The 23,752-nt window shown below is 71.7% G+C and carries 21 protein-coding genes and 2 pseudogenes; 5 read left to right on the top strand and 18 right to left on the bottom strand.

The window, feature by feature from the left end:
- Positions 1–2: 2 nt before the first annotated feature.
- Positions 3–650, top strand: a complete 648-nt coding sequence (locus tag ACQSSQ_RS18570; protein WP_431328610.1) for an amino acid ABC transporter permease — start codon at positions 3–5, stop codon at positions 648–650.
- Positions 647–1,567 carry an amino acid ABC transporter permease gene (locus ACQSSQ_RS18575; RefSeq protein ID WP_431328611.1) on the top strand — a complete coding sequence of 307 codons (921 nt, stop codon included), beginning with the start codon at positions 647–649 and terminating at the stop codon, positions 1,565–1,567. Before ACQSSQ_RS18570 ends, ACQSSQ_RS18575 begins: the two co-directional genes overlap by 4 nt.
- Before the next feature lie 3 nt (positions 1,568–1,570).
- Here ACQSSQ_RS18575 and ACQSSQ_RS18580 read toward each other — a convergent pair whose 3' ends face one another.
- The 3 genes from ACQSSQ_RS18580 to ACQSSQ_RS18590 are packed head-to-tail and all read right to left on the bottom strand — an operon-like array spanning position 1,571 to position 2,946.
- A complete protein-coding gene (locus tag ACQSSQ_RS18580; protein ID WP_431328612.1) occupies positions 1,571–1,873 on the bottom strand; it encodes a hypothetical protein in 303 nt (100 codons plus the stop codon).
- A 25-nt stretch (positions 1,874–1,898) separates the two neighbouring features.
- Complete coding sequence (locus ACQSSQ_RS18585) at positions 1,899–2,363, bottom strand: hotdog fold domain-containing protein (protein WP_431328613.1); 465 nt, start codon at positions 2,361–2,363, stop codon at positions 1,899–1,901.
- Between the two features lie 22 nt (positions 2,364–2,385).
- A complete protein-coding gene (locus ACQSSQ_RS18590) occupies positions 2,386–2,946 on the bottom strand; it encodes a GNAT family N-acetyltransferase (RefSeq protein ID WP_431328614.1) in 561 nt (186 codons plus the stop codon).
- 35 nt (positions 2,947–2,981) lie between these two features.
- On the opposite strand from ACQSSQ_RS18590, the gene ACQSSQ_RS18595 reads away from it, so the two are divergent.
- Positions 2,982–4,421, top strand: coding sequence for a CapA family protein (locus tag ACQSSQ_RS18595; RefSeq protein WP_431328615.1), 1,440 nt, complete (start codon positions 2,982–2,984; stop codon positions 4,419–4,421).
- Positions 4,422–4,459: 38 nt separating this feature from the next.
- On the opposite strand, the gene ACQSSQ_RS18600 is transcribed toward ACQSSQ_RS18595, so the two are convergent.
- The 8 genes from ACQSSQ_RS18600 to ACQSSQ_RS18635 form a co-directional block, all read right to left on the bottom strand.
- Entirely contained in the window at positions 4,460–5,515 is a 1,056-nt protein-coding gene (locus ACQSSQ_RS18600) for a M28 family metallopeptidase (protein WP_431328616.1), read from the bottom strand.
- Positions 5,516–5,553: 38 nt separating this feature from the next.
- Positions 5,554–6,135 (bottom strand): regulatory protein RecX, encoded by a 582-nt coding sequence (locus ACQSSQ_RS18605; RefSeq protein WP_431328617.1) that lies wholly within the window; start codon positions 6,133–6,135, stop codon positions 5,554–5,556.
- A gap of 2 nt (positions 6,136–6,137) precedes the next feature.
- Positions 6,138–7,229, bottom strand: a complete 1,092-nt coding sequence (gene recA / locus ACQSSQ_RS18610; RefSeq protein WP_431328618.1) for a recombinase RecA — start codon at positions 7,227–7,229, stop codon at positions 6,138–6,140.
- Between the two features lie 151 nt (positions 7,230–7,380).
- Complete coding sequence (locus ACQSSQ_RS18615; RefSeq protein WP_431328619.1) at positions 7,381–9,639, bottom strand: catalase; 2,259 nt, start codon at positions 9,637–9,639, stop codon at positions 7,381–7,383.
- A gap of 142 nt (positions 9,640–9,781) precedes the next feature.
- On the bottom strand, positions 9,782–11,014 hold the full coding sequence (locus ACQSSQ_RS18620; protein WP_431328620.1) for a fibronectin type III domain-containing protein: 1,233 nt from the start codon (positions 11,012–11,014) through the stop codon (positions 9,782–9,784).
- Positions 11,015–11,072: 58 nt separating this feature from the next.
- A complete protein-coding gene (locus ACQSSQ_RS18625) occupies positions 11,073–11,885 on the bottom strand; it encodes an S-methyl-5'-thioadenosine phosphorylase (protein ID WP_431328621.1) in 813 nt (270 codons plus the stop codon).
- A gap of 50 nt (positions 11,886–11,935) precedes the next feature.
- Entirely contained in the window at positions 11,936–12,130 is a 195-nt protein-coding gene (locus tag ACQSSQ_RS18630) for a DUF3046 domain-containing protein (protein WP_431328622.1), read from the bottom strand.
- Positions 12,127–14,349 carry an MMPL family transporter gene (locus ACQSSQ_RS18635; protein WP_431328623.1) on the bottom strand — a complete coding sequence of 741 codons (2,223 nt, stop codon included), beginning with the start codon at positions 14,347–14,349 and terminating at the stop codon, positions 12,127–12,129. Before ACQSSQ_RS18635 ends, ACQSSQ_RS18630 begins: the two co-directional genes overlap by 4 nt.
- A gap of 142 nt (positions 14,350–14,491) precedes the next feature.
- On the opposite strand from ACQSSQ_RS18635, the gene ACQSSQ_RS18640 reads away from it, so the two are divergent.
- Positions 14,492–15,313 (top strand): TetR/AcrR family transcriptional regulator, encoded by an 822-nt coding sequence (locus ACQSSQ_RS18640; RefSeq protein WP_431328624.1) that lies wholly within the window; start codon positions 14,492–14,494, stop codon positions 15,311–15,313.
- Positions 15,314–15,371: 58 nt separating this feature from the next.
- Complete coding sequence (locus ACQSSQ_RS18645) at positions 15,372–16,148, top strand: hypothetical protein (RefSeq protein WP_431328625.1); 777 nt, start codon at positions 15,372–15,374, stop codon at positions 16,146–16,148.
- A gap of 15 nt (positions 16,149–16,163) precedes the next feature.
- Here the strand turns inward: ACQSSQ_RS18645 and ACQSSQ_RS18650 are convergent, their stop codons facing one another.
- From ACQSSQ_RS18650 to ACQSSQ_RS23860, 7 genes and pseudogenes are all read right to left on the bottom strand, one after another.
- A complete protein-coding gene (locus ACQSSQ_RS18650; protein ID WP_431328626.1) occupies positions 16,164–16,982 on the bottom strand; it encodes an alpha/beta fold hydrolase in 819 nt (272 codons plus the stop codon).
- A gap of 134 nt (positions 16,983–17,116) precedes the next feature.
- Complete coding sequence (locus ACQSSQ_RS18655; protein ID WP_431328627.1) at positions 17,117–17,926, bottom strand: ABC transporter permease; 810 nt, start codon at positions 17,924–17,926, stop codon at positions 17,117–17,119.
- A complete protein-coding gene (locus ACQSSQ_RS18660; RefSeq protein ID WP_431328628.1) occupies positions 17,926–18,777 on the bottom strand; it encodes an ABC transporter permease in 852 nt (283 codons plus the stop codon). The genes ACQSSQ_RS18655 and ACQSSQ_RS18660 overlap by 1 nt, the downstream gene beginning before the upstream one ends.
- Complete coding sequence (locus ACQSSQ_RS18665) at positions 18,774–19,700, bottom strand: ABC transporter ATP-binding protein (RefSeq protein WP_431328629.1); 927 nt, start codon at positions 19,698–19,700, stop codon at positions 18,774–18,776. The genes ACQSSQ_RS18660 and ACQSSQ_RS18665 overlap by 4 nt, the downstream gene beginning before the upstream one ends.
- A gap of 216 nt (positions 19,701–19,916) precedes the next feature.
- Positions 19,917–21,908: an alpha-L-rhamnosidase-related protein gene (locus tag ACQSSQ_RS18670; RefSeq protein ID WP_431328903.1), complete on the bottom strand. Its 1,992-nt coding sequence runs from the start codon at positions 21,906–21,908 to the stop codon at positions 19,917–19,919.
- A pseudogene (locus ACQSSQ_RS18675) lies at positions 21,897–22,133 on the bottom strand (family 78 glycoside hydrolase catalytic domain); the annotation flags it as partial. The pseudogene ACQSSQ_RS18675 and the gene ACQSSQ_RS18670, both read right to left, overlap by 12 nt.
- Before the next feature lie 24 nt (positions 22,134–22,157).
- Positions 22,158–23,711 (bottom strand): annotated as a pseudogene (locus tag ACQSSQ_RS23860) (glycoside hydrolase family 78 protein); the annotation flags it as partial.
- Positions 23,712–23,752 lie beyond the last annotated feature (41 nt).

A 23,752-nucleotide genomic window follows, 5' to 3' on the forward strand; every position in this document is an offset into this window, starting at 1 on the left:
ACGTGGACGCTCTGACCGAGAACTGGGACATCATTCTCGAAGGGTTCGTGAAGACCCTGCAGCTGCTGGTCGGCGCTGGCGCGCTGGCGCTCGTCATCGGCACGATCATCGCGATGTTCCGGGTCAGCCCCGTCCCCGTGCTGCGCGGCACCGGCAAGGTGTACGTCGCGATCTTCCGCAACAGCCCGCTCCTCGTGCTGCTGCTCATCACCTACTACGGGCTTCCGCAGCTCGGGATCAACCCGAGCTTCTACTGGAAGATCGTCCTCGCGATGGGCCTCTACACCGGCGCCTTCGTGGCGGAGTCCCTGCGGTCCGGCATCAACGGCATCCCGCTCGGGCAGGCCGAGGCGTCGCGCTCGCTGGGATTCACCTTCGGCCAGTCGATGACGCAGGTCGTGCTCCCGCAGGCGTTCCGCAACGTGGTCCCGCCGCTGGCGAGCGTCTTCATCGCGCTCACCAAGAACACGTCGCTCGCGATGTCGTTCGGCGTCGCCGAGGCGGCGTTCCGCATGAAGGGCCTTCTGAACGACTACGCAGCGGACCGGTGGACGATCTTCATCGGGATCTCCCTCGGCTACATCATCATCGTCGAGGTCATCTCGCTCAGCGCGGCCCTGCTGGAGCGCCGCTGGAAGGTGGAGCGATGAGCCAGAGCACCGTCCTGTACGACACGCCCGGTCCTCGGGCCAGTCGCCTCTACCGAACCATCGGGGTCATCGCGGTCATCGCGCTGCTCCTTCTCGGACTGCTGATCGTCAACGTGCTCTACCAGAACGACCAGCTCGAGTACGAGATCTGGGAGCCGTTCGTCACGCCGGCATTCATGGAGCTCCTCTGGCAGGGGCTGCTCAACACGCTGAAGGCAGCCGTCTTCGCGATCGTCGGCGCGCTCGTCTTCGGCGTGGTCTTCGGGATCGGCAAACTGTCGGAGCACCGCATCATCCGCTGGCCCTGCTGGCTCGTCGTCGAGTTCTTCCGCGCCGTGCCCCTGCTGATCCTCATCATCTTCATCTGGTCGCTCTACTCGCTGCAGCTCGACAAGTCGTTCCAGGCGCTGGTCGCCGGCCTGGTGCTCTACAACGGTTCCGTGCTGGCCGAGGTGTTCCGGGCCGGCATCAACGCGGTCCCGAAGGGACAGGCGGAGGCGGCGTACGCGCTCGGCATGCGCAAGTACCAGGTCATGAGCTCGGTCCTCATGCCGCAGGCGGTCAAGATCATGCTGCCGTCGATCATCAGCCAGTGCATCGTCGCCCTGAAGGACACGTCGCTCGGCTTCGTCATCCTGGCTCCGGGCCTGACCACGGTCGGCCGCGAGATCTGGCGCCAGTTCGGCAACTACCTCGCGACGGCGCTCGTCCTGCTGGTGATCTACCTGGTCATCAACCTGCTGCTCGACTGGCTCGGGCGCTGGGTGGAGCGCAAGTACTCCGGCGGCCGCAAGCTCGACGTCGGCGCGGTCGGTGCCCTCGGCGAGCAGGAGCGGAACGCCCAGGCGGAGGTCGAAGCGGCGCGGCAGACCGCGACGAAGGGCGGCGCCGGCACCGGTGCCGGAGGCTTCCAGTAAGCCTCAGCGCACGTACACGCTGCCGTCGAAGTTGAGCATCCCCGCAGACTCCAGCCCGATCGTGGTCTCGCTGTTCTCGTCGTCGTCGACGTGGGTCTCCACGTCGACGGCGGCGACCTCGGCGATCAGGATCGCGTGGACCTGGGCCGTCCGGATGCCGTGACCCGAGCGGTCGGTCAGCACGCCGTCCTCCAAGAACAGGAAGCCGTCGCGCAGCCCGAGGATCCGCGCGTACGGGTGCAGCTCACGCGTGCCGTCCGTGCGCCGGACGGACAGCGTGCTGAAGGCGTTGGTCTCGCTGGTCACGCGGACAGTGTCGCACCCGCCTCCGCTAGCGTCCTGGCTTCGGCGTCACCCACAGGTGGATGACCCCGTCGACGACGCGCGTGCCGTCAGCGCGCGTCGCGTGCACCCGCACGTCGACCTCCGGTGCCTTCGCCCAGTCGGCCTCGGTCGTCTCGGCGACGCAGACGAGGTCGCTGGTCGACTTCGCGAGGTAGGCGACGTCCATGCCCTTCGGCAGCCAGCGGTAGCCGTCCGGCACGGTCGCCTCGGCGAGGAGGCCCATCGCCGCCTCCAGACCGTTGCACACCGCGATCGCGTGCACGGTGCCGATGTGGTTCTGGACGCCCCACCGCTTGGGAAGCACGAGCTCGGCGTGGTGCGGACGCATCGCCGTCACCCGCGGGCGCACGGTCCTGAAGTACGGCGCCTTGAGGCTGAAGGCCAGACCGAAGAGACGGTCGCCGAGAGGGAGGGACGAGATGCGCTCGTAGAGGGCCAGCGTCGAGTTCATGAGCGGCACAGTAGCAGGTTTGTTACCGACGAGTAACCATCTGCTCCGCCTGACCTCTCGAGAGACGGCAGACGATCTCTGCGTACTCCTCGCCCGGCATCTGGATCCACTGCCGCTGCTCGAAACCGAGCTTGTCGAGCACGCGGAGCGACGCCACGTTTCGGGCGTCCGGGCACGCCACGAACCACGGGGCGTCCGGGTAGTCCGGCAGCAGGACGTCACCGACGTACGCCGTCAGCATGCGCGTGCCGATCCCCGCCCCGATCAGGCCCGGCTCCCCGATGAGGTAGTCGAAGCCGACCGCGCCCGGCAGCTGCACACGGACGGCGAGGTCGTCCTCGGCATCGATCGGGTAGTCCTGCACGTAGCCGACCGGCTCGCCCTCGACCTGGACCACGGACATCCGGGTCGGGTGGTCGCCGCCCAAGCGCTCGGCGTACCGGTCCCGCGCGTCGTCGACGTCCTTCGGCGGGTCGCGGAACCACGCGAGCACGTGCGGCTCGTTCCGCCAACGGACCACCCGGTCGAGGTCGGCTTCTCGCATCCGGCGGAAGGTGATGTCGGGCGACGCGACGTCGGACATGGGCCCGAGGGTACGGCGCCACGTAGCCTCGGGGAATGGGACGCACCGCGCTCCTTCTCTCCGCCCTCCTGCTCGCGGGCGCCTGCACCGCGCCGACGGAGCGGGCGGAGCCGGCCGAGACCAGCCCGCCCCCGGACGGACCGACGTCACCGGTCGACCCGCCCGCGTCGGGAGGTCCTGGCGAGACCCCGCAGCCCGACCCGGCCGACACCACCCGGATCCTCGTCACCCACCACCACTCCCCCGTCCGTGTGCTCTCCACGCCGGGCGCCGTGCGCCTCCTGAGCTCGGGAGCGCCTCCCGGCCTGCAGCTGGTCACGGACCGCTCGGACGTCCCCACCGCCGAGCACGTCGCCGACCCGGCGGCCATCGTCGCGCGCGTCCGGCAGGACCCCTTGCTGATCGGTTACGTGCCGGTCTCGGTGGTGGACGAGACGGTCCATGCCGTGCGCGTCGGCAGTGTGGACCCGCTGCGCGACCTCGCCGCCTATCCGTTGCGCAGCGACGGGCCGCTTCCTGATCCGGAGGTCGTCACGCTCGCGATCACCGGCGACATCATGCTCGGGCGTCGGGTCGGCGACCACCTGCGCGACACCGGCGGTTCGACGTCGGTGTTCCGCCCGTTCGCCGAACGGCTCGCGGCCGCCGACATCACGGTGGGGAACCTCGAGTCGACGCTGTCGCAGCGCGGGTCGCCGACGCAGGGCGGTGACTCCTTCGGAGCCGACCCTGCCGTCCGCGAAGGGCTGCGGACCGCGGGCTTCGACGTGATCGGGCTCGCGAACAACCACCTCGGCGACTTCGGCGACCGGGCCATGCTCGACACGTTCGCGCTGCTGCGGGCCGCGGGGCTGCCCTACGTCGGAGCGGGTCGCGATCGCGCCGAGGCGGAGCGCCCGCTGGTCGTCGAGCGGGGCGGGACGTCGGTGGGGTTCCTGGCCGTGGACTCGATCGGCGAGACGCCCGCCGCGACTGCGTCGGCGCCGGGCACGAGCCGCCTCGACATGCCGCCGCGGACCGGCCCGATGGACGAGGATCGCCTTGCGCGGCTCGCGCGCCAGGTGCGCGCGCTCGCCGCTCGTGTCGACACGGTCGTCGTGATGACCCACTGGGGCACGCAGTACACCAACGCGCCGGAGCCGTCCCAGCGCCGCGTCGCCCGGGTGCTCGCGCGGGCGGGGGCGGACGTCGTCGTCGGCGGGCACCCGCACTGGCTGCAGGGACTCGAGCAGGTCGGTGAAACCCTCGTCGTGCACTCGTTGGGCAACTTCATCTTCGACATGGACTTCCAGCGAAGGACGCAGGAAGGCGCGGTGCTCGAGCTCGTGCTGTGGGACGGCGAGGTCAGGAGCGCCGAGCTCGTCCCGTACGTCATCGGCGAGGACTTCGCGCCGCGTCCCGTCCGCGGTGGGACCGCCCAGCGGGTGCTCGCGACGGCATGGGAGACGAGCCGCGGCCCGTACGCCCTCCCGTGACCTCCCGTGACCTCCGGCGACCGTGGAGGCGTCGCGGGTCAGCGCATCCAGCGCCAGGTGATGGTGGCCACCCAGCGGAGCTGTCGGTCGTCGACGACGCGGGGGCGGTCGCCCTCGGAGTGGTAGCCGGCGTACGGGATGCTCCCGAGCCGCGCTGCCGGGACGTCCGCCTTCTCGTACGACCAGTGGTCGCTCGCGCGGTCCTCGCAGGTGGTGGTGGGGATGCCTCCGGCCGCGGCCGCGAGGGAGCGGACGACGCGGCCGTTGCTCGTCCCGCCGTCGCAGACCGGCACCGCCGACCCGCGGACGCCGACGCGGTCGAGCGACACCATGGCACGCAGCGCCTCGCGCTCAGCGGCGGTCATCGCGGAAACCCGGTGCTGCGAGCCGAAGTGGTGCAGGTCGTCGCCGGGACCGCGTGGCTCCTCCGCCCCGAACGCGACGAACCGCACGGGGAGCCTTGTCCCGTACGCCGCCGCGAGCCGCCCGAGCTCGCGGACCACCGCCACCCCTGAGGCGTTGTCCTCGGCGCCGGGCGAGACGGCCACGGTGTCCAGGTGGGCGCCGACCACGAGGTGCGGGCGCGTCGGGTCGAACCCCGGAGGGTCCGCGATCACGTTCTGGGAGCGTCCTGCCTCGACCGGCACGCCCCACGAGTCGCCTGCGGGGACGGGGAAGGCTTCGCGCGTGACGCGGTAGCCGAGCTGCTCCATCTCGCCGCTGAACCAGTCGGCCGCTTCGCGGAAGGACGCCGAGGTCGCGAGCCGCGGGCCGATCGTCCCCGCGAGGTGGCGGATAGCCTGCCGCATCGCGGCGACATCCGCCGCCGGCGACTCGGGTTTCGGAGGCACGCCCGGCGACGGCGCCGCCGTCCCCGGCTCGCCCGGCGAAGCGCCCGTGTCCTCCGGAGCCACGCCACCCGACGAGGCGTCCGGTGAGGTCGTCCCGTCCGCGGCTGCCCCCGTCGACGCCGACGGGCTTACCGAGGAGGTCGCCGGCGCGGGCTCGGCCGACGTCGGCCCGGCATCGGGCCCGCTCCCGCCGCAGGCACTGACCGCCAGCAGGAGCGCGACACCGGCGAGGGCACTGCGCACTCCCCCATGCTGGCACGCCGCGCGCGCCACGGTGGCCGTCAGGCGTCGTCCTCCCAGCCGCCGGCCTCCATCGGGTCGTCCGCCGCCCCGACCTCCTCACGGACGATCCGGTAGGCGAGACCGGGCCCGTATCCCTTGCGCCCGAGCGCACCGACGAGCCTCCGGACCTTGACCTGCTCCTCGACATTGCGCATCGCCCGCAGCTTCTTGCGGACGACGGCGCGTGCCGCCTCCTCCTCCGAGGCCGGGTCGATGGTGTCGATCGTGTCGCGCACGATCTCGTCGTCGATGCCCTTGCGGCGCAGCTCCAGAGCGAGGGCACGGCCCGCAAGACCGCGCGTCTGCTGACGCGAGCGCACCCAGAGCTGCGCGAACTCCTCGTCGTCGACGAGCCCGACCTCCTCGAACCGGTCGAGCATCTGCGCGGCGATCTCGTCCGGCACGTTGCGCCGGGCGAGCTGCGCCGCGAGCTCGGCCCGTGAGCGGGGCTGCTCCGCGAGCCGGTCGAGGAGGATCTTGCGGGCGACGGACTCGTGGTCCGGCTCGGGACCCAGGTCGCGTTCGGCGTCGGGCTCGGGATCCCGGCGGCGCCAGGACCCCGAGCGCTGCGTGCGCGCCATGCTCAGAAGTCGACCGCGGCCTTGTCAGCCTTGCCCGCGCCGGCGCCTGCGGCGACCGCGTCGGCAGGCTCGTCCACCGCGGCGCCGATGCCGAGGTGCTCCATGATCTTCTTCTCGAGCTCGTTGGCGAGGTCGGGGTTGTCGCGCAGGAAGTTGCGCGCGTTCTCCTTGCCCTGGCCGAGCTGGTCGCCCTCGTACGTGTACCAAGCGCCGGCCTTGCGGACGAAGCCCGCGTCGACGCCGACGTCGAGGAGGCTGCCCTCGCGGCTGATGCCCTGGCCGTACATGATGTCGAACTCGGCCTGCTTGAACGGCGGGGCCATCTTGTTCTTGACGACCTTGCACCGAGTGCGGTTGCCGACCATGTCGGTGCCGTCCTTGAGCGTCTCGATGCGCCGCACGTCGAGCCGGACCGAGGCGTAGAACTTGAGCGCCTTGCCGCCCGTCGTGGTCTCGGGCGAGCCGAACATGACGCCGATCTTCTCGCGGAGCTGGTTGATGAAGATCGCGGTCGTGCCGGCGCCGTTGAGCGCGCCGGTGAGCTTGCGCAGCGCCTGGCTCATGAGACGCGCCTGCAGACCGACGTGGCTGTCACCCATCTCGCCCTCGATCTCCGCACGGGGAACGAGCGCCGCGACGGAGTCGATGACGATGATGTCGAGCGCGCCGGAGCGGATCAGCATGTCGGCGATCTCGAGGGCCTGCTCTCCGGAGTCCGGCTGGGACACGAGGAGGGCGTCGGTGTCGACGCCGAGAGCCTTGGCGTAGTCGGGATCGAGCGCGTGCTCGGCGTCGATGAACGCCGCGATGCCGCCGGCGCGCTGGGCGTTGGCCACGGCGTGCAGGGCGACCGTCGTCTTGCCGGAGGACTCCGGGCCGTAGATCTCGACGATGCGGCCACGCGGGAGCCCGCCGATGCCGAGGGCGATGTCCAGAGAGGTCGCCCCGGTGGGGATGACCTCGATCGGGATCTTGCCGCGCTCGCCCAGGCGCATCACCGATCCCTTGCCGTGCGAACGCTCGATCTGCGCCATCGCCGCATCGAGTGCCTTGTCGCGGTCCTTCGGTGCTCCCTTGCCCGGGTCAGCAGCCATCAGCGTGGTCCCTTCACATGTCTCGTGTCCGCCGGTCATCCACGACGTTAGGGGCCGGCACCGACACTTCGTGCACGTCGCACGCGTGCTGTGGAGTCCGGGCCCGTCCGTCGACCTGGGGACGACACTAGTCCGAACACGACGGCGTACCTCAGACCACGGTGGTCGCGAACCGGTCCCACACCCGGTGCAGCGCCATCTCCTCCTGCACCTGGGCGAGCACCTCGGCACCAGTCTCGCCGCGCACGATGCCCAGGCCGGTGCCGTACCCGGCGGCGTCGAGCGCGGCGTTCCCCTCGCCCCAGGCCCCGATCACCTTGGCGTGCCGGAAGCACTCCTCGATCAGCAGCACCACGCGCGGGTCGAGCTCGGCCGTGCCGGCCGCACCTGCCTTCGCGTCGCGCAGCGGCAGCGCGTCGGGCGCCGGGACCGGGCACCCGGCGATCAGGACTGCGTCGAACTCGACCGACCGTGCGGTCGCGAAGGTGCGCTGCACCGTGATGCCGTCACCGACCGTCCCGCCGTGCGGCGCGATCACGAGCGGCACCATCCCGGCGCCCTGCACCGCCGTACGGACCTCCTCGACCGACGACAGGTCACCGTCGGGATCGACCACGATGCCCACCGTGCGCCCCTCGGCCGGCCATGCCTGACCGACCTGGGACAGCGCCGGGCTCGGCTCCGGCTCGGCGAGCGGGATCGTCGCCGACGGCGCCGGGAGTCCGAGGCCGGTCGCGACCTCCTGGCAGAGCTCCGGGTCGATGTTGGCCAGGCACTGGAGCTGGCGTTCCTTGATCGCCTGCTCGTAGCACTTGCCCAGCTCGAAGGTGTAGGCGCGGATGATGTGCTCCTGCTCCACCACCGACATGCTCTTCCAGAACAGCCTGACCTGGCTGAAGTGGTCGTCGTACGACGCGGGCTGCGCACGCACCTTCGTTCCCTCCGCCACGCGGACCGCGAGGTGCTCGAAGGCGCCCTCGACGTCGGCACCGGCGTGGAACGGGCACCCGCCGTCGAGCGAGTTCGGACGGTACGGGGCCACGCCCGCATGCACCGCGTGCTGGTGGAAGCCGTCACGGAGCATGTCGTTGACCTCGGTGTGCGGCCGGTTCACCGGCAGCTGGTTGAAGTTCGGGCCACCGAGCCGGGTCAGCTGCGTGTCGACGTAGGAGAACAGGCGCGCCTGGACCAGCGGGTCGTCGGTCGCGTCGATCCCCGGCACGAGGTGGCCGACGTGGAAGGCGACCTGCTCGGTCTCGGCGAAGAAGTTCGTCGGGTTGGCGGTGAGGACCATCAGGCCGACCGGCTGGACCGGGGCGAGCTCCTCCGGCACGATCTTGGTCGGGTCGAGGAGGTCGATGCCGTCGAACATCTGCTCCGGGTTGTCCGGGAGGACCTGCAGACCCAGCTCCCACGCGGGATAGGCACCCGCCTCGATCGCGTCGTACAGGTCGCGCCGGTGGAAGTCGGGGTCCATCCCGCTGATCATCTGAGCCTCCTCCCACGTGAGGGAGTGGACGCCGAGCTGCGGCTTCCAGTGGAACTTCACCAGCGAGGTCTCGCCCGCCGCGTTCTCGACGCGGAACGTGTGGACGCCGAAGCCCTCCATCATCCGGTACGACCGTGGGATCCCGCGGTCGGACATGTTCCACATGGTGTGGTGCTGCGCCTCGGTGTGCAGCGAGACGAAGTCCCAGAACGTGTCGTGCGCGCTCTGCGCCTGGGGGATCTCCCGGTCGGGGTGCGGCTTGCCGGCGTGGATGATGTCGGGGAACTTGATGCCGTCCTGGATGAAGAACACCGGCATGTTGTTGCCGACGAGGTCGAAGTTGCCCTCGTCGGTGTAGAACTTCGTCGCGAACCCCCGGGTGTCCCGCACGGTGTCGGCCGAGCCTCGCGAGCCCAGCACGGTCGAGAACCGTACGAAGGTGGGCGTCTCGGCGCCCTCGCGCAGGAACGCCGCCCGGCAGATCGGGTCGGCGGTGCCGTAGCCCACGAACACGCCGTGGGCCCCGGCGCCGCGAGCATGCACCACGCGCTCGGGGATGCGCTCGTGGTCGAAGTGGGTGATCTTCTCGCGCAGGTGGTGGTCCTGGAGCAGGGTCGGGCCCCGCTCCCCCGCCTTCAGCGAGTGGTCGGTGTCGCGGAGCCGCACCCCGCTCGACGTCGTCAGGTACGTCTCCTTCTGCGCCCGGGCGGTCACCGGCGCCCCGGTCTCCACGCCGGTGGCGGTACGGGTGGCGGGCGCGCTCTGGTCGCGCTTTGGCGGGAGCGGCTCCCGTGGCTCGGTCGGCTCCGCGAGGCTCGGGGGCTCCGAGCCCGGCGCACCGGGGATCGAGGGCTCGTCCGCGCCGGCGACGCCGCGCGCGATCCGGTCGAAGGTTTCCTTGGCCAGCTGCTTGAGGTCCATGTCGCTCCTTCGGTCGTCAGAGGCTCATGCCATGTCGCACGCGCGGTCAGGTACCCGCATGCCGCACGAGCACGCGGCCTCCCGCCGACAATCTGGACCTCGAACGCCGGACGGCGAAGACACGCCGGGCGAACCGCGGACCTCAGCGGCGCGCCTTGACCCTGACCGCCTTGCTCGGGGTCCCGGCCCCTGCCTTCGACAGGGCGACCACCCGGCAGGCGTACGCACGACCGGGCTTGAGCCTGGTGACGACGACGCGGCGCTTGGCGGGCCCGATCTTGGCCCGGCGCACGTGCGATCCCCGGGTCGCCCTGCAGGTGACGCGGTAGCCGCGCACCGCGGCGCCCCGCGCGGTCGCCTTCCGGAAGCGGACCACGGCCTTGCGCGACGTCGTACGCGTGGCCCGCACCTTCGTCGGGCGTGTCGGCGTGATCGTGCCGCGCCGCACGTACAGGCGCCGGTGCGAGAACGTCATGCCGTCGATCACGATCCGCACGCTGCCCCCGGCGTGCGCGACCGTGGTGGTCGCGCCGGCGGCGCCGGTGACCGTCACGCCGGCCGGCGTCAGCGTGGCCGGGTCCGGGACGCCGTACGCGGTTCGTAGGAACGCGTGCGGGATGCTCAGCTCGGTGCGTCCGCGCACCACGGTGACGCCGTCCTCCCGGTAGTGACGGTTGGCCAGGTCGATGCGCATCATGTCGGCGCCGGTGCTCGGGTCGACGACCACGGCCGGCGGCATGCTCGCGGCGGCGGCGTTGGTGAAGAAGTCCATCCCGTACGCGGCCGCCCGCTGCACCGGGTCGGTCCACTGGGCGTAGTCCGAGACGTCGAGCGACCACGCTGCGTCCCACTCGTGGTTGTCGACCGGATCGGGGTCGGCGGCCCACTCCGGGCATCGCCACGGCCAGACGGAGACGTCGCACTGGCCCGAGATCGTCACCGGCCGCAGCGACACCGTGACGCGGTGGCCCGTGCCGGTGGTGCTCCGGGTCACCGTCGCGTCGCGGGCGTACCCCGCGACGGACCGCGGGACGATCCCGCCCGTCTCGAGGGTCAGCGTCCACCGGTCGGTGAGCGCGGACGCTCCCAGGTCGAAGCTCCCCGCACGCAGCGCGTGGAGCATGAGCACCTGGGCACCCTCGATCTCGGCGCGCTTCGCGGAGATCTGCCACGTCGGGTCGCCCGCCGGCACGACGACGCCGTTGCGCGTGACGGTCCCGAGGCACGGAAGGCCGGCACCGGGAGAGCCGCATCGGGGGATGTCGGTGGTGGGCACGGGGTCTGCGGGCGCCGGGCCGGCCGGCACCACCGTCAGGAGCGCCGCCACCACGGTCACCACCACCGCGACCGCGATCCGCTTCGAAGACGTCGTCATGGGCGGCGAGCGTAGCGGCGCGGACGGGCCGCTCGGGCGCTCTTTGCGCAGGATCTCCCTACGGCAGCGCGAACGGCAGCTCGAGCCCGTCCAGGGAGCTCGAGCACGCGCAGCCACGGTCGGTGCCGAGACCGCCGACCACGCCGCGCAACGCCTCGCGCAGCGAGCCGAGATGCTCCCCGAAGACCCGCAGCACCTCGGCGTGGCTGACCTCCTCGCCCGCCTCGACGCCCGCATCGAGGTCCGTGACGAGCGCGATGGTGGCGTAGCAGAGCGCCAGCTCGCGCGCGAGGACCGCCTCGGGGTGCCCGGTCATGCCGATGACCGACCAGCCCTCCCGCGAGTACCACCGGGACTCGGCCCGCGTGGAGAACCGCGGCCCGTCGATGACGACCAGCGCCCCACCGTCGACCGCGCCGCCCGGTGCACCGTCGATCAGGGCCTTGCGCAGCCGCGGGCAGTACGGGTCGGCGAAGGCGACGTGCACCGCGCCCTCGTCGTAGTACGTCTGCTTCCGCGTCGTCGTCCGGTCGACGAGCTGGTCCGGCACCACCAGCGTCCCCGGACCCAGCTCCGGCTGGAGACCTCCGACCGCGCACGGCGCGAGCACTTGCCGGACGCCGATGCTGCGCAGCGCCCAGAGGTTCGCGCGGTACGGGACCCGGTGCGCCGGGAAGCGGTGCCCCTGGCCGTGCCGAGGGAGGAACGCCACCGCGCGTGGCCCCCCATCGGTCGGGACGGTCCCGACGGAGATCGGCGCCGACGGGGGTCCGTACGGCGTCTCGACGTCGACCTCGCGGACGTCGTCGAGGAACGTGTAGAAGCCGGTCCCGCCGATGACGGCGACCTCCGGAGCGATCGGGGCGTCCATGCGGCCGAGTCTGCCAGCGCCCCGGTCCGTCGGCAGCCCTCAGTGGGTGGTCAGCGCTCCGACGCCGGCAGCTCGAGCGCCGCGCAGACCGCCCGCCACACCGTCTTGGGAGCGACCCCGGCGTCGAGCGCCTCGGTGACGGTCCGCCCGCCGAGCTCGGCCAGCACCTGCTGGTCCGCCCACACCGGCGCGTAGCCGCCACCGAGGTGCTTCTCCATCCGCTCCCAGAGCTCGCTGTGCCTCACCCGGCCAGTATGCGGTCCCGCCCCTCGCCCCCTCCGCGGGCATCCGCCGCGACCGGCTCCGTGCCGCCCTCGCGCACGCCGTACCGCTCCCACCACCGGCGCATCGGGCCGGGCGCCCACCAGTTCCAGCGGCCGAGGAGCTTCATGGTCGCCGGCACCATCACGAGCCGGACGAGCGTGGCGTCGAGGAGCAGCGCGACCAGCATGCCGACGCCGATCATCTTGATGAAGACGATCCCCGACGTCGCGAAGGCGCCGATCACCACAGCCAGCAGGAGGGCCGCGCTGGTGATGATGCGTCCCGTCTTCTGGACCCCGGTCGCCACCGCCAGCTCGTTGTCACCGGTGGCGTCCCACTGCTCACGGATCCGCGACAGCAGGAACACCTCGTAGTCCATCGACAGCCCGAAGAGGATCGCGAACATCAGGATCGGCTGCGTCCCGTCGAGGTAGCCCGTCGAGCTGAAGCCCAGCAGCCCCTCCAGATGCCCGTCGGCGAAGATCCAGGTCACGACCCCGAAGGCCGCCGTGATCGACACGATGTTGACGAGCACCGCCTTGATCGGCAGGACCACCGACCCGAACGCCACGAACAGAAGGACGAGCATCGCGACCACGATCAGCCCGATCATCAGCGGGATCCGGTCGGCGATGCCGTCGAGCATGTCGACAGTCTGGGCAGCGGTGCCGCCGACGTACGCGTCGGCCGGCGCGTCGACCTCGCGGAGGTCGCGAACCACGTCCTGCGAGGCCTCGCTCTGGCTCGTCCCCGCCCAGGAGACGTCGATCAAGGTCCCCGGCTCGGCGGCACCCCCGGCGGCCGCCGAGCCAGAGCCGTTCGCGCTGCTCGCGACGGGCTGCACCTGCGTCACGCCGTCGACGGCGCGGAGCTCGCTCACGTACGAGGCGACCTCGGCCGGGTCCTCCGACGCGAGGAACACCTCCGCGTGGGACGTCGCTCCCCCGAAGTCGGAGTCGAGCTTCTCCGTGGCCACCCGCGACGGGGCGTCCGCCGGGAGGACCCGGTGGTCGACCCCGCCCCAGGAGACGCTGAGGAACGGGCTCGCGAGCGCCAGCAGCAGCCCGGTCACCAGCACCAGGCTGACGACGGGACGGGCCATGACCGCGTGCGCGAAGCGCGCCCAACCGCGGGAGGGGCGACGCGCACGGCGTCGCCACGGCATGGCGCCGGCCTCGATCCGCCGGCCGAGCACGGCGAGCGTCGCCGGCAGCAGCGTGAGAGCCGCGACCATGGCGACGAGGACGGCGGCGACCCCGCCGTACGCCATCGAGCGCAGGAACGTCTGCGGGAACACCAGCAGCGCCGACAGCGCGACCGCGACGGTGAGGCCGGAGAACAGGACCGTACGGCCAGCGGTCCGCATGGTGGCACCGACCGCGTCGGCGACGCCCTCGCGATCGCTCTCGCGCACCGCGAGCTCGTCGCGGAACCGGCTGACGACGAAGAGCGCGTAGTCGATCGCGAGCCCGAGACCGAGCAGCGTGATGATGTTGATCGCGAACACCGACACCTCGGTGATCCCGGTCAGCAGCCGGACCACGGCGAAGGCTCCGAGCACCGCGACCATGCCGACGCCCACCGGCATCAGCGCGGCCACGACCGAGCCGAAGACGACGAGGCTCAGCAGCAGGACCAGCGGCATCGAGAGCATCTCGGCACGCGCGATGTCCTCGGTGACGTTGGTGTTGACGTCGTCGAAGACGGCCCACTGCCCGGCGACGTCGAGATCGAGCGTGCCGTCCTCGACGGCATCGGTGTCGAGCGCCGGCCGGACCTCGTCGTACGCGTCCATCAGCGCGTCCTGGTCCTCGCCCTCGAGGGTGATGACGACGCTGGTCGCGTGCCGGTCCTCGGAGACCAGCGCGTCGGTCCCGGGCGGACCGTACGCGGCGACGCTGGCGACCGCGTCCTGCGGCAGCCCGGCGACCACGTCGGCGATCGCGCTCCTGAACGGCGCCTGGTCCACCGTCATGTCCGGGCTCTCGTAGACGGCGACGACGTCCGCGCCGTGCCGTCCGACGTTGTCCTCGATCAGCTGGGTGGCCTGGTACGACTCGCTGCCGGAGTCGTCGAACCCCCCGTTGCTCAGGGATCCGAAGACCCCGGTCCCGTACGCGCCCGCGGCCACGACCACGAGCAGTCCCAGCCCGAGCACCCATCGCGCCCGCCGTGCGACGAAGCGTCCCCACCGTTCCATCGTTCTTCCCCCAGTCGCCTCGTGAATGCTGTTCACAACTGTTAACACTGTTCACCGCTAACGATGTTCACTATGCTGAAGGGTGTTAACCGATGTCAAGGGGTCCGGGACATCCGACTGCGGGCCTGACAAGGTAGGGACCATGACGACGCAGGGCGAGCAGGCCACCGAGAAGCCGACGCGCCGCGACCAGCAGCGGCAGGCCACGCTCGACGAGATCGTGCGCACCGCTCGCACCCAGCTGGTCGAGACGCACGAGATCTCGCTGCGCGCCGTCGCTCAGGGGATGGGCATGACGGCACCGGCGCTGTACCGCTACGTCAGCAGCCTGGAGGACCTGACGCTCCGCGTCGCGGCGCGCGTGTACGACGACCTCCTCGACAGGCTCGAGGCGACCGCTGCGCCGTACGCCGGGGACCCGGCAGCGCAGCTCGTCGCCGGCGCGGCCGCGTTCCGGCAGTGGTCGCTGGCTCACCCGGAGGAGTTCGGGCTGACGTTCGCCAACCCGATCACGAGCATGGTGAAGTCCGCCGACCTCGAAGCCGACCTGGTCGGTGCGGAGCCGTCGGCACCGCAGCCCGCTCCCGCGCTGCTCGGCGCCGACTGCGCCGCCGCGGCCCACCGTTTCGGCGGGTTCTTCGGGGGGCTGGTCCTCGAGGTGTGGCAGCGCGAGGGCTTCCCGGAGCCGGGGACCGTCCCTCCCCCGGCGGACGCGGACCTCGGAGACTCGCTGATGGAGAAGACCGGGGCGGAGGTGCCCGAGGCGGCGTCGTGGGCGTTCATGCGGTCGTGGGCCCGGCTCTACGGGACGACGGCGCTCGAGGTGTTCGGCCACATCGACGCCCAGGTCGTCGCGAGCGGCGCGCTCTTCCGCGACACGATGACCGACTGCGGCGAGCTGCTCGGCCTGCAGTCGCGCCGGGAGGACCTCCAGCACGTCGTCACGGAGGTCCTCGCAGGCTGACCTCGGCGCCATGTCACTCTTGTCTCGCCCGACACCACGACCGCGAGAGCGAGAGCGCATGAGCACCGGTCGGTCCCAGACTCCGGAGGAACGGTTCGCCGTCCTGAGCCGCAAGGCCGTCGTCCTCACCGGCTACGCGCTGGGGGCGCTCGCCGTCGTCGCGTTCGTCGCCGACCGGACGGCGGTCGGCGTGACCCTGGTCGTCGTCATCTTCGTCATGGTCGTCGTCCGCGCCCTGTGGACCCTGCGGCGAGGGCTGCGCGTCGTCGCGGCGCGCAAGAAGGCGACGGTTGCGGTGGCCCCCGTGGCGACGCCGCGGGCCCCGTCCCCGGTGGACCGTGTCGTCGGCGACCTCCTCGCGATCAACGACGACGAGCTCCCGTACCGCCTCGACGCGACCCGGACGCCGGACGGCGTGCAGGTCGACGTCCGCTGGAAGTCCGAGGAGCTGCGCTGGCAGACCCTGTTCGTCAGGGGCAGCGTCGCGTACACCTGGCGGATGGAGGTGACCCTCGATCCCGAAAGGGCGCAGTACCGGTTCACCGAGCGCTCCGGCACCGCGAAGACGCGCTCCGCGGTCGGCCCCGGTGGTGTCACCCTCGACGGAGGCTGGACCTGGAAGCGCGGCAAGACCGCAGCTCAGCGCGCGATGTCGGTCTCGGAGGGCGCGGACGGCCAGGTCCAGGTCCGCGGCGGGCACGAGGTCCGCACCTCCTGGGAGGGCGTCACGCACATCCAGCCGGCGGACGCGAAGGTCCCCGTGTTCACCGTGCTCCGCAACCACGGCTGGCGGCCCCGGCTCGACTGGTTCGGCGCGCGCCTCTTCGAGAGGTAGGACTCCGGCGGCGGCTCAGGGCCGGCTCGCGACGAAGTCGGTGACCGCGGCCACGAACGCGTCCGGGTGCGTGACCTGCGGGACGTGGCCGGCCCCGGCGTACACGAGGTGGCGGGCCTGCGGCAGCAGTCGCGCAAGGTAGGGAGCCACCGGCGCGAAGATCGGCGGACTCTGCTCCCCGGACGTGACGAGCACCGGTCCGCCGTAGGCCGCGAGCGCCGCCTCGTCGACCGTCCGCGCGTCCGGCGCCAGCTCCTCGTCGAGATAGGTCGGCGCGTTCTCGGTCATCGTCGCGCGCACCTGCTCCGGCAGCCGGGCCCACCCTCCGGGTCCGAACGCGACATCCTCGACGAACCGCTCCGCAGCGCCCGCGTGGTCTCCCGCCTGTACGGCGTCCAGCACCGCCCCGATCGGCCCGCCCGCGTCCTCGGGCAAGCACGCCCGCAGCGGCGGCTCGTGCACGACGACACCACGGAGCAGGTCGGGTCGTTCGGCGGCCAGCCGGAGGGTGATCACCCCTCCGACGGAGCTGCCGACGACCCAGGCAGGAGCGGCGTCGCACGCCTCGACCAGCGCTGCGAGGTCGGCCACGTCCTCGGCGAAGGTGCCCTGTCCCGGTGCTCTCTCGCTCTCGCTGTGGCCTCGGCGGTCGTAGCCGATCACCCGGTGGCTCCGCGACAGCCCCGGGACGACCGCGTCCCAGCTCCGGCGCGAGCTCCAGGACCCGTGCACGAGGACGAGAGGCGCCCCCGCGCCCGTCTCCTCGTAGGCGATCCGGACCCCGTTGACGTGCGCGTGGTGCACCGTCCCCCACGCGAGCTGCTCGGTGCTCATGGCCTCCCCCTCTCCCTCGGGCGTGACGCCAGTCTCGTCCGGTCGTCGGCACCACCGCATCGGGCGATCTGCGCAGACCCGCCCCGGGACCGTGGGCAGTTCTCCCGATCGATCCCAGGGCACCGGCCGGTCGCTCAGCGCAGGATCAGCAGCCCGACCCTGCGCGCGGCCACGTGCAGGCCCAGCGCCCCCATCACGGCGAAGTAGGCGACCGGGAGGAGCAGCTCCGGCCCGACGTCGCCGGTGGTGAGCGAGCGGACGAGGTCGACCGCCTGGTACAGCGGCGTCACCTGGACGACGACCTGGAGGCTCTCCGGGTAGACCGACAGGGGGTAGAACGTCGCGGAGAACAAGAACATCGGCATGATCGCGACCTGGATGAACTCGAAGTCCTGCCACGAGCGCATCCACGTCGTGAGCGCGAGCCCGGCCGCGGCGAAGCCGAACGCGACCAGCAGCGCCGCGGGGAGCGCGAGCAGCGTCCACCACGAGGAGGTCAGGCCCAGGGCGACCATGATCACCACGAACGCCGCGCCGTACGCCGCACCGCGGGTCGTCGCCCACAGCACCTCCCCCACGGCCGCGTCCACCGGCCGCAGCGGCGTCGCGAGCACGGCGTCGTACAGCTTCTCGTACTTGAGCCGGAAGAAGAAGCCGTACGTCGCGTCGAAGAGCGCACCGTTCATCGCCTGCGTGGCCAGCATCGCCGGGGCGAGGAACGCGGTGTAGCTGATCGTCCGCCCGTCGTCGAGCGTGATCTCGCCGACCAGCGCCGCAACGCCGACACCGATCGACAGCAGGTAGAACAACGGCTCCAGGAAGCCCGACGCGAACGCCGCCGGCGCCCGACGGTAGACGCGGACGTGGCGCTCGAGCAGCCGGTACGGTCCGGGCGCCCCTCCTCCCCCGGGTGCCGATCCCCGCAGCACCGTCGACGAGGCCATCAGATCCTCCCCAGCCGACGGGCGAACTGCCGTTGCGCCAGGACCCACCCGACGACGGTGACCAGCAGGAGGTACGCCACGTGGATCCACGCGGCGGACGTGACGTCGCCCGTCGTCGCCATCCGGCAGAGCTCGACGCCGTGCCACACCGGGAGCACCATCGCGACGACCTCGACCGCGTCAGGCAGCTGGTCCACCGGGAAGTAGGCGCCCGAGAACAACGTCATCGGGATGACTCCGAGCCGGAAGACGAGGCCGAGCGCCGTGTCCTCCTTCGCCCACGCCGCGTACGCCATGATCGGCGTCGTGTGCGCGGCACCGACGAGCACCGCGGCGCCGACGAGCGCGAACCCGCCGACGACACTGCCGACCGTGCCGAACAGCGCCACCACCACGGTGAGGAGCACGACCGCGATCAGCACGCGCGCGGCCACGTATGTCGCGGCGCCGTTGACGATGTCCCGCACCCGCAGCGACGTCGCCCGCATCGCGTAGTAGATCTTGGTCCAGGTGAAGCCGGCGTAGACCGGGAACGTGCTCTCCCCCGCCGCCGCCATCACCGCCGTGATCGCGACCATCCCGGGGGCGATGAACGCGAGGTACGACAGGCCGCCCAGCGCTGCGGTGCCCTCGCCGGTCGAGCCCCCGTCGTCCACGAAGCCCCCGAGCCCCAGGCCGAGCGAGGCGAGCGTGAGCGCCGGAAGGACCGAGTACGAGAACGCCGAGCCGCGCCAGGTCCGGCGGAGGACGGTCGTGTAGTACGGGACCTGGCGGGCGATCGCCTGCCAGACCGACGGCGCGCCCGGCGGCGTACGGACGCCCGACGGTGACTGCGTGCCGGTGCTGCTCATGCGTCCAGCGACCGTCCGGTGAGCCGGAGGAACACGTCCTCCAGCGAGGAGCGGCGCACCAGCGTGCTGCGGGGCTCGAGGCCGCGCTCCATCGCCTCCTCGACGACCTTCTCGCCGTCGGCGACGTAGAGCAGCACCCGGTCGGGCAGCACCTCCACGCGCTCGGCGAGGTCGGCGACGCGCTCGGCCGCGGACTCGTTCTCCCCCACGCCCATCCGCAGCTCGACCACCTCCCGGGTCGAGTAGCGGGCGATCAGCGACAGCGGCGAGCCCTCGGCCGCGATCAGGCCGCCATCCATCACCACGAGCCGGTCGCAGAGCTGCTCGGCCTCGTCCATGTAGTGGGTCGTGAGGACGATCGTGACGCCGGTCTGCTTGAGGCGGTGGAGCTGGTCCCAGACGACGTGCCGCGCCTGCGGGTCGAGCCCGGTGGTCGGCTCGTCGAGCAGCAGCAGCTCGGGTTCATTCACGAGCGACCGCGCGATGGTCAGCCGCCGCTTCATCCCGCCCGACAGATCCTCGACCATCGCGCCGGCCTTCTCGGTGAGCCGGACGAACTCCAGCAGCTCGTCGGCCTTGCGGGCCGCGTCGCGACGGCTGATCCCGAAGTAGCGGGCGTAGACGACGAGGTTGTCGCGGACCGTGAGGTCGCCGTCGAGCGAGTCCTCCTGCGGGCACACACCGATCCGCGCCCGGATGGCCGAGCCGTCCGTCGCCGGGTCGAGTCCCAGGATCCGCAACGACCCGCTCGTCACCGGCGACACCGCCGCCACCATCCGCATCGTCGACGACTTGCCCGCACCGTTGGGGCCGAGGAACCCGAAGGCCTCGCCCTTGGCGACGGTCACGTCGATCCCTCGTACGGCCTCGAAGTCCCCGTACGCCTTGCGCAGTCCGCGCGCCTCGATCATCGCCTCGGTCACGGTTCGACCCTAGAAAAATCGCGCGCGAATTGCTTGTCCTTATCGGCGCATCTCGCTGGTCGAGCAGGGCGAGCCCGTAGGCGAGCCCGTATCGAGACCCGCCCCCCTCCCGCTGGTCGAGTAGGGCGAGCCCCTGGGCGAGCCCGTATCGAGACCACCGCGGGTCTCGATACGGGCTCCGCTAGCGCTCCGCCCTACTCGACCACCGAACGTCGCTCAGCCGATCGTGCCTCCGCGCAGGTCGTCCAGCACCGCGTCCGCGGCCCCGTCCGTCCACAGGCCGACCCGTCCGCCGCGGCCCTCGAAGAACGACCGGTCGGCCCCCTCCAGCGCAACCGACGCGACCTTCTCGCCGCTGCGCCACACCGTGACGCCGTCGGGATCGACCCGCGCCCGCAGGACGTCGCCGTCGGCGTACGCGACCTTCGTGACCCCGTAGTCGGTCCAGCCGACGCTCGGCGACCGCAGCACCGACACCCGCACGCCCTCGGCCGGACCGTCGTACACGACCGAGATCGCCGCCGCACCGGGCACGGATCCGCCCTGAGCCTTGAGAAGCAGCCCCTGGCTTCCTTCCGGGTCGACCTCCACGAGCCGTACGGACGCCTCCTGCGTCGTCCCGAACAGCTCCTCCCGGACCAGGGACCCACCGAGCCGTACGTCGAGCGCCTGGTCGGTGACGGCGTAGAACCGCGGCGCCTTCGGCCCGAGCCAGCCGTCGCCCACACCGCCGTCGGGTCGGTCGAAGTCGTCGAGCAGCGCGCCCCTGTAGCCGTCGGGGCAGACCGCGGTCAGGCGCTCGTCCAGCATCGCCGCCGCGCCCGGCTCGAGACTCAGCACGTGGCACCCTGCGGCCACGTCGTCGACGCGCAGATAGCCCCGCTCGTACGACGCCGGGGTGGCGCGGCCGTCGACGTAGACGGTGTCGTCGCCCTCCTCCGCACCCGGTACGAACACGCGGGCGACCGTGTTGCCGGGCACGTGCACGCCGACGTCGGCGCGTCCGTCGACCGTGTGGTGCGCGGCCCCGATGCCGCCCTTGAGCGTCGGGAGGGTCACGTGCGCCCAGTCGACCGCCTCCGGCTGCGGGCGGACGTCGAACGTCGCGTAACCCGGCGTCGTGGGCTCGATGCCGAACATCCCCTGCGGCACGTTGTACGCCGGGGAGGCGGCCCACGGGTGGGACCACGTCATGTTGCTCTTCAGCGAGACGTCCCACGCCTCGGCGGTCGCGCCCGCGCCCTTGGCGATCATGTTCATCCAGCTGCGCAGCCCGGTGCTGGTGAGCACGGCGTGGGCCGCCCCGGCGCGATCGCCCTCGTACAGCGACTCCAGGACGAACGCCGCGCAGTAGACCGAGCACGCCATGCCGCGCGACTCGATGTAGTCGGCGGTCCGCTCGGCCCGCCCCTCGTTGGCGAGCCCGAACGCGGTCGCGAACACGCTGGCGTGGAACGCGTAGTGGTCGATGGGCGTGCCGTCGGCGTTCAGCCCGTCACGGTAGGCGCCCTTCTCCTCGTCGAACAGCCGCGCGTTCGCCACCTCCCGCAGCCGGTCCGCGGTCGCGGTGAAGCGCTGCGCGTCGGCGTCCTTGCCCAGCGTCTTCGCGATCTCGGCCATGTCGCGGTACGCCTGGTGGCTGATGGCGTTGATGACCGTGTTGTACGGGCGGAAGACGTAGCCGTCGCGCTCCGAGGTCGGCCAGTCCACGATGTCGCAGTCGAGCCCGCAGCCGCTGCTCCCGTTGGAGCCGGCGTTCTTGCGGACCAGTCCGGTGCTGGCCTCGATCCACTCGTCGGGCAGCTTCTCCACCAGCGCGTCGTAGTTGCGCGCGATGCCGGCCGTGTCGCCGGTCTGCAGGTAGCTGTCGTGGAAGGCCAGGATCGTGTAGATCGGCCACTCGGTGGGCCACGTCCGCTGGGTCAGCAGGTAGTCCAGCGAGTAGTTGCCGAGCGTCGGGTCGGAGGAGACGAAGAAGTTCGCCATCATCTGCAGGTACGAGTCGGCCTCGTACGCCCCTCGCTCACGGCTCCACGAGTCGACGTACAGGTTGTGGTTCGTGGCCTCGATCGTGTGACGCGACAGCTCCCAGACCTGGTTCAGCGCGTCGTCGGAGGAGTCGAAGACCGCCCCGTCGGCGTCGTACGGGTAGATCTGCGCGAGCGCCGGGAAGTCGGCCTTGCCGAGACCCGACGGCGCGCCGATCACCTCGACGTACCGGAAGACGCGCATGCCCCACGTCTCCAGGTTCTGGCGTCCGCCGGCGAGCGTCCACTTGTCCTGGTACGCGTTGCCGGTGCGCATCGCGTACCGGACCGTCTGGGGCGCCGAGAGCTCCTCGCCGAAGCGGAGGTCGAGCACCTGTCCGGCGGTACCGTCGAGGTCGAGGCTGAGTCCCCCGATCCACGTCTTCCCGTAGTCGATGAAGTAGGTTCCCGGCGACTTCTCGACGACCTCGACGGGCTCGCGGAGCTGCTGCTCGACCTTCGCGGTCGGCGTCGCCCGCAGGTCGGCGAACGCGGCCTTGACCTTCGCGGGCTTCCACGCCGCGTCGTCGAACCCCGCGCGCTCGAACCCGGACGGGTACGCCGCCGCCTGCAGGTTCTCCTTGGGCGCGGTGAAGTAGCCGGTGCCGATGCTGCCGGCGGCGGGGAACACCGCGGAGCCGTCGAACGTGCGCCAGTCGGGACCCGTGCCGTACGTCTGGCGGCTGCCGTCGGCGTACTCGACGACGAGGTGCGCCAAGAACCGCTTGTCCGACGTGGTGTAGGCGAGGGCACCGATCGCGTTGGGCTTGCCGCGCTCCACCAGTCGCGTCACGTCGAACCCGTCGTACCGGGTCTCCTGGTGGATCGACTGGGTCGGGCCGAGGCCCACGAACTCCCCGTTGACCCAGGCCTTGTAGACGTACTGCCGCGTGGGCACCGGCGACGCCCCGGTCGCGAACAGCCTCGCGCGGGCGATCTGCTTGTCGGCGAGCGTCACCTCGCCCCGCAGGAACGCCCAGTCGGTGCCGCCCTGGCCGTACAGGCAGTTGGCGTTGACGCCGACCGACAGGCGCCCGTCGGCGACCGACGCGCAGGCGAAGTCGGCCGAGGGCTTGTCGAACGCGCTCTGGTAGAGCACCGTCCCGTCCGCAGCGGTCACCTTCATGTCGTCCCAGCTGCTGCGCTCGCTGCCGCCCGTCCGGAAGCCGATCGTGCCTGCGGCGAAGGTGGCGTCGGTGGTGGTGTCGACGAGGGCGCCGTCGAGGTAGGTCTTCACCGTGTCACCGACGGCCTCGATCCGCAGCCGGTAGTCGGTGTCGCGGGCGAGCGCCTTCGGGAGCGGCACGGTCTTGAGCACGGTGAACGCGCCGTTGACCCGCTTGTGCGGGGCGAGCTGGTTCACGCCGTCGCCGCGCAGCTGCCACATGTAGTAGTTGTTCGCGTCCTTGCCGCGGAACACCAGGGTCGCGTTCTGACTCGTGATGCGGAAGGTCGACTCGACCGTGTAGTCGGTCCACTGGGTCGTCTGGGTCTGGTCGGCGAGCCAGATCGGCACGGAGTCGCCCCACGGCGCGTCGGGAGCGGTGCCGAAGGAGGCCGGCTGTGACCAGGCGGAGGGCACTCCGGCCGCGTCCCAGGTCCGGACGCGCCAGCGGTAGCTGGTCGCGGCGTCGAGGCGCGGTCCGGCGTACGCGACGTTGGTGCTGGCGGTCGACGCGACCTTGCCGGAGTCCCAGACGGGAGCATCGTCCAGGTCGGCGCCGAGCGGGGCGACCTGGACCCGGTAGGCGGACTGCGCCGTCGACGGCACGTGCCACCCGAGCAGCGACGCGTCGCGGTCCTCGACGTCCGCGGGGGCCTCGCGCTGACCCACGGTGAGCCCGGTCGGAGACGCAGGGCCGGCGGTCGTCGCTGCCGGTACGGCGGTGGGCGCCGAGGTCGCCAGCGCGACCGGGGCGGCGGCGACCGGCAGCGTGAGCGCGGCGGCGGTGAGCAGGAGGGAGAGGGCTCGGGTCGGGCGCACGCAGACTCCTCGGGCCGGTGAAACGTTTCAAGGTGGCGCCC

This window comes from Mumia spirodelae, assembly GCF_050632745.1.
In the GTDB taxonomy this organism is placed as follows: domain Bacteria; phylum Actinomycetota; class Actinomycetes; order Propionibacteriales; family Nocardioidaceae; genus Mumia.

Bases quoted from the DNA above. Each gene is read 5' to 3' on its own strand.
- ACQSSQ_RS18625 (WP_431328621.1), bottom strand. From the start codon at position 11,885: ATGGACGCCCCGATCGCTCCGGAGGTCGCCGTCATCGGCGGGACCGGC.
- ACQSSQ_RS18645 (WP_431328625.1), top strand. From the start codon at position 15,372: ATGAGCACCGGTCGGTCCCAGACTCCGGAGGAACGGTTCGCCGTCCTG.
- ACQSSQ_RS18650 (WP_431328626.1), bottom strand. From the start codon at position 16,982: ATGAGCACCGAGCAGCTCGCGTGGGGGACGGTGCACCACGCGCACGTC.
- ACQSSQ_RS18615 (WP_431328619.1), bottom strand. From the start codon at position 9,639: ATGGACCTCAAGCAGCTGGCCAAGGAAACCTTCGACCGGATCGCGCGC.
- ACQSSQ_RS18575 (WP_431328611.1), top strand. From the start codon at position 647: ATGAGCCAGAGCACCGTCCTGTACGACACGCCCGGTCCTCGGGCCAGT.
- ACQSSQ_RS18590 (WP_431328614.1), bottom strand. From the start codon at position 2,946: ATGTCCGACGTCGCGTCGCCCGACATCACCTTCCGCCGGATGCGAGAA.
- recA (WP_431328618.1), bottom strand. From the start codon at position 7,229: ATGGCTGCTGACCCGGGCAAGGGAGCACCGAAGGACCGCGACAAGGCA.
- ACQSSQ_RS18595 (WP_431328615.1), top strand. From the start codon at position 2,982: ATGGGACGCACCGCGCTCCTTCTCTCCGCCCTCCTGCTCGCGGGCGCC.
- ACQSSQ_RS18620 (WP_431328620.1), bottom strand. From the start codon at position 11,014: ATGACGACGTCTTCGAAGCGGATCGCGGTCGCGGTGGTGGTGACCGTG.
- ACQSSQ_RS18660 (WP_431328628.1), bottom strand. From the start codon at position 18,777: ATGAGCAGCACCGGCACGCAGTCACCGTCGGGCGTCCGTACGCCGCCG.
- ACQSSQ_RS18640 (WP_431328624.1), top strand. From the start codon at position 14,492: ATGACGACGCAGGGCGAGCAGGCCACCGAGAAGCCGACGCGCCGCGAC.
- ACQSSQ_RS18635 (WP_431328623.1), bottom strand. From the start codon at position 14,349: ATGGAACGGTGGGGACGCTTCGTCGCACGGCGGGCGCGATGGGTGCTC.
- ACQSSQ_RS18585 (WP_431328613.1), bottom strand. From the start codon at position 2,363: ATGAACTCGACGCTGGCCCTCTACGAGCGCATCTCGTCCCTCCCTCTC.
- ACQSSQ_RS18655 (WP_431328627.1), bottom strand. From the start codon at position 17,926: ATGGCCTCGTCGACGGTGCTGCGGGGATCGGCACCCGGGGGAGGAGGG.
- ACQSSQ_RS18605 (WP_431328617.1), bottom strand. From the start codon at position 6,135: ATGGCGCGCACGCAGCGCTCGGGGTCCTGGCGCCGCCGGGATCCCGAG.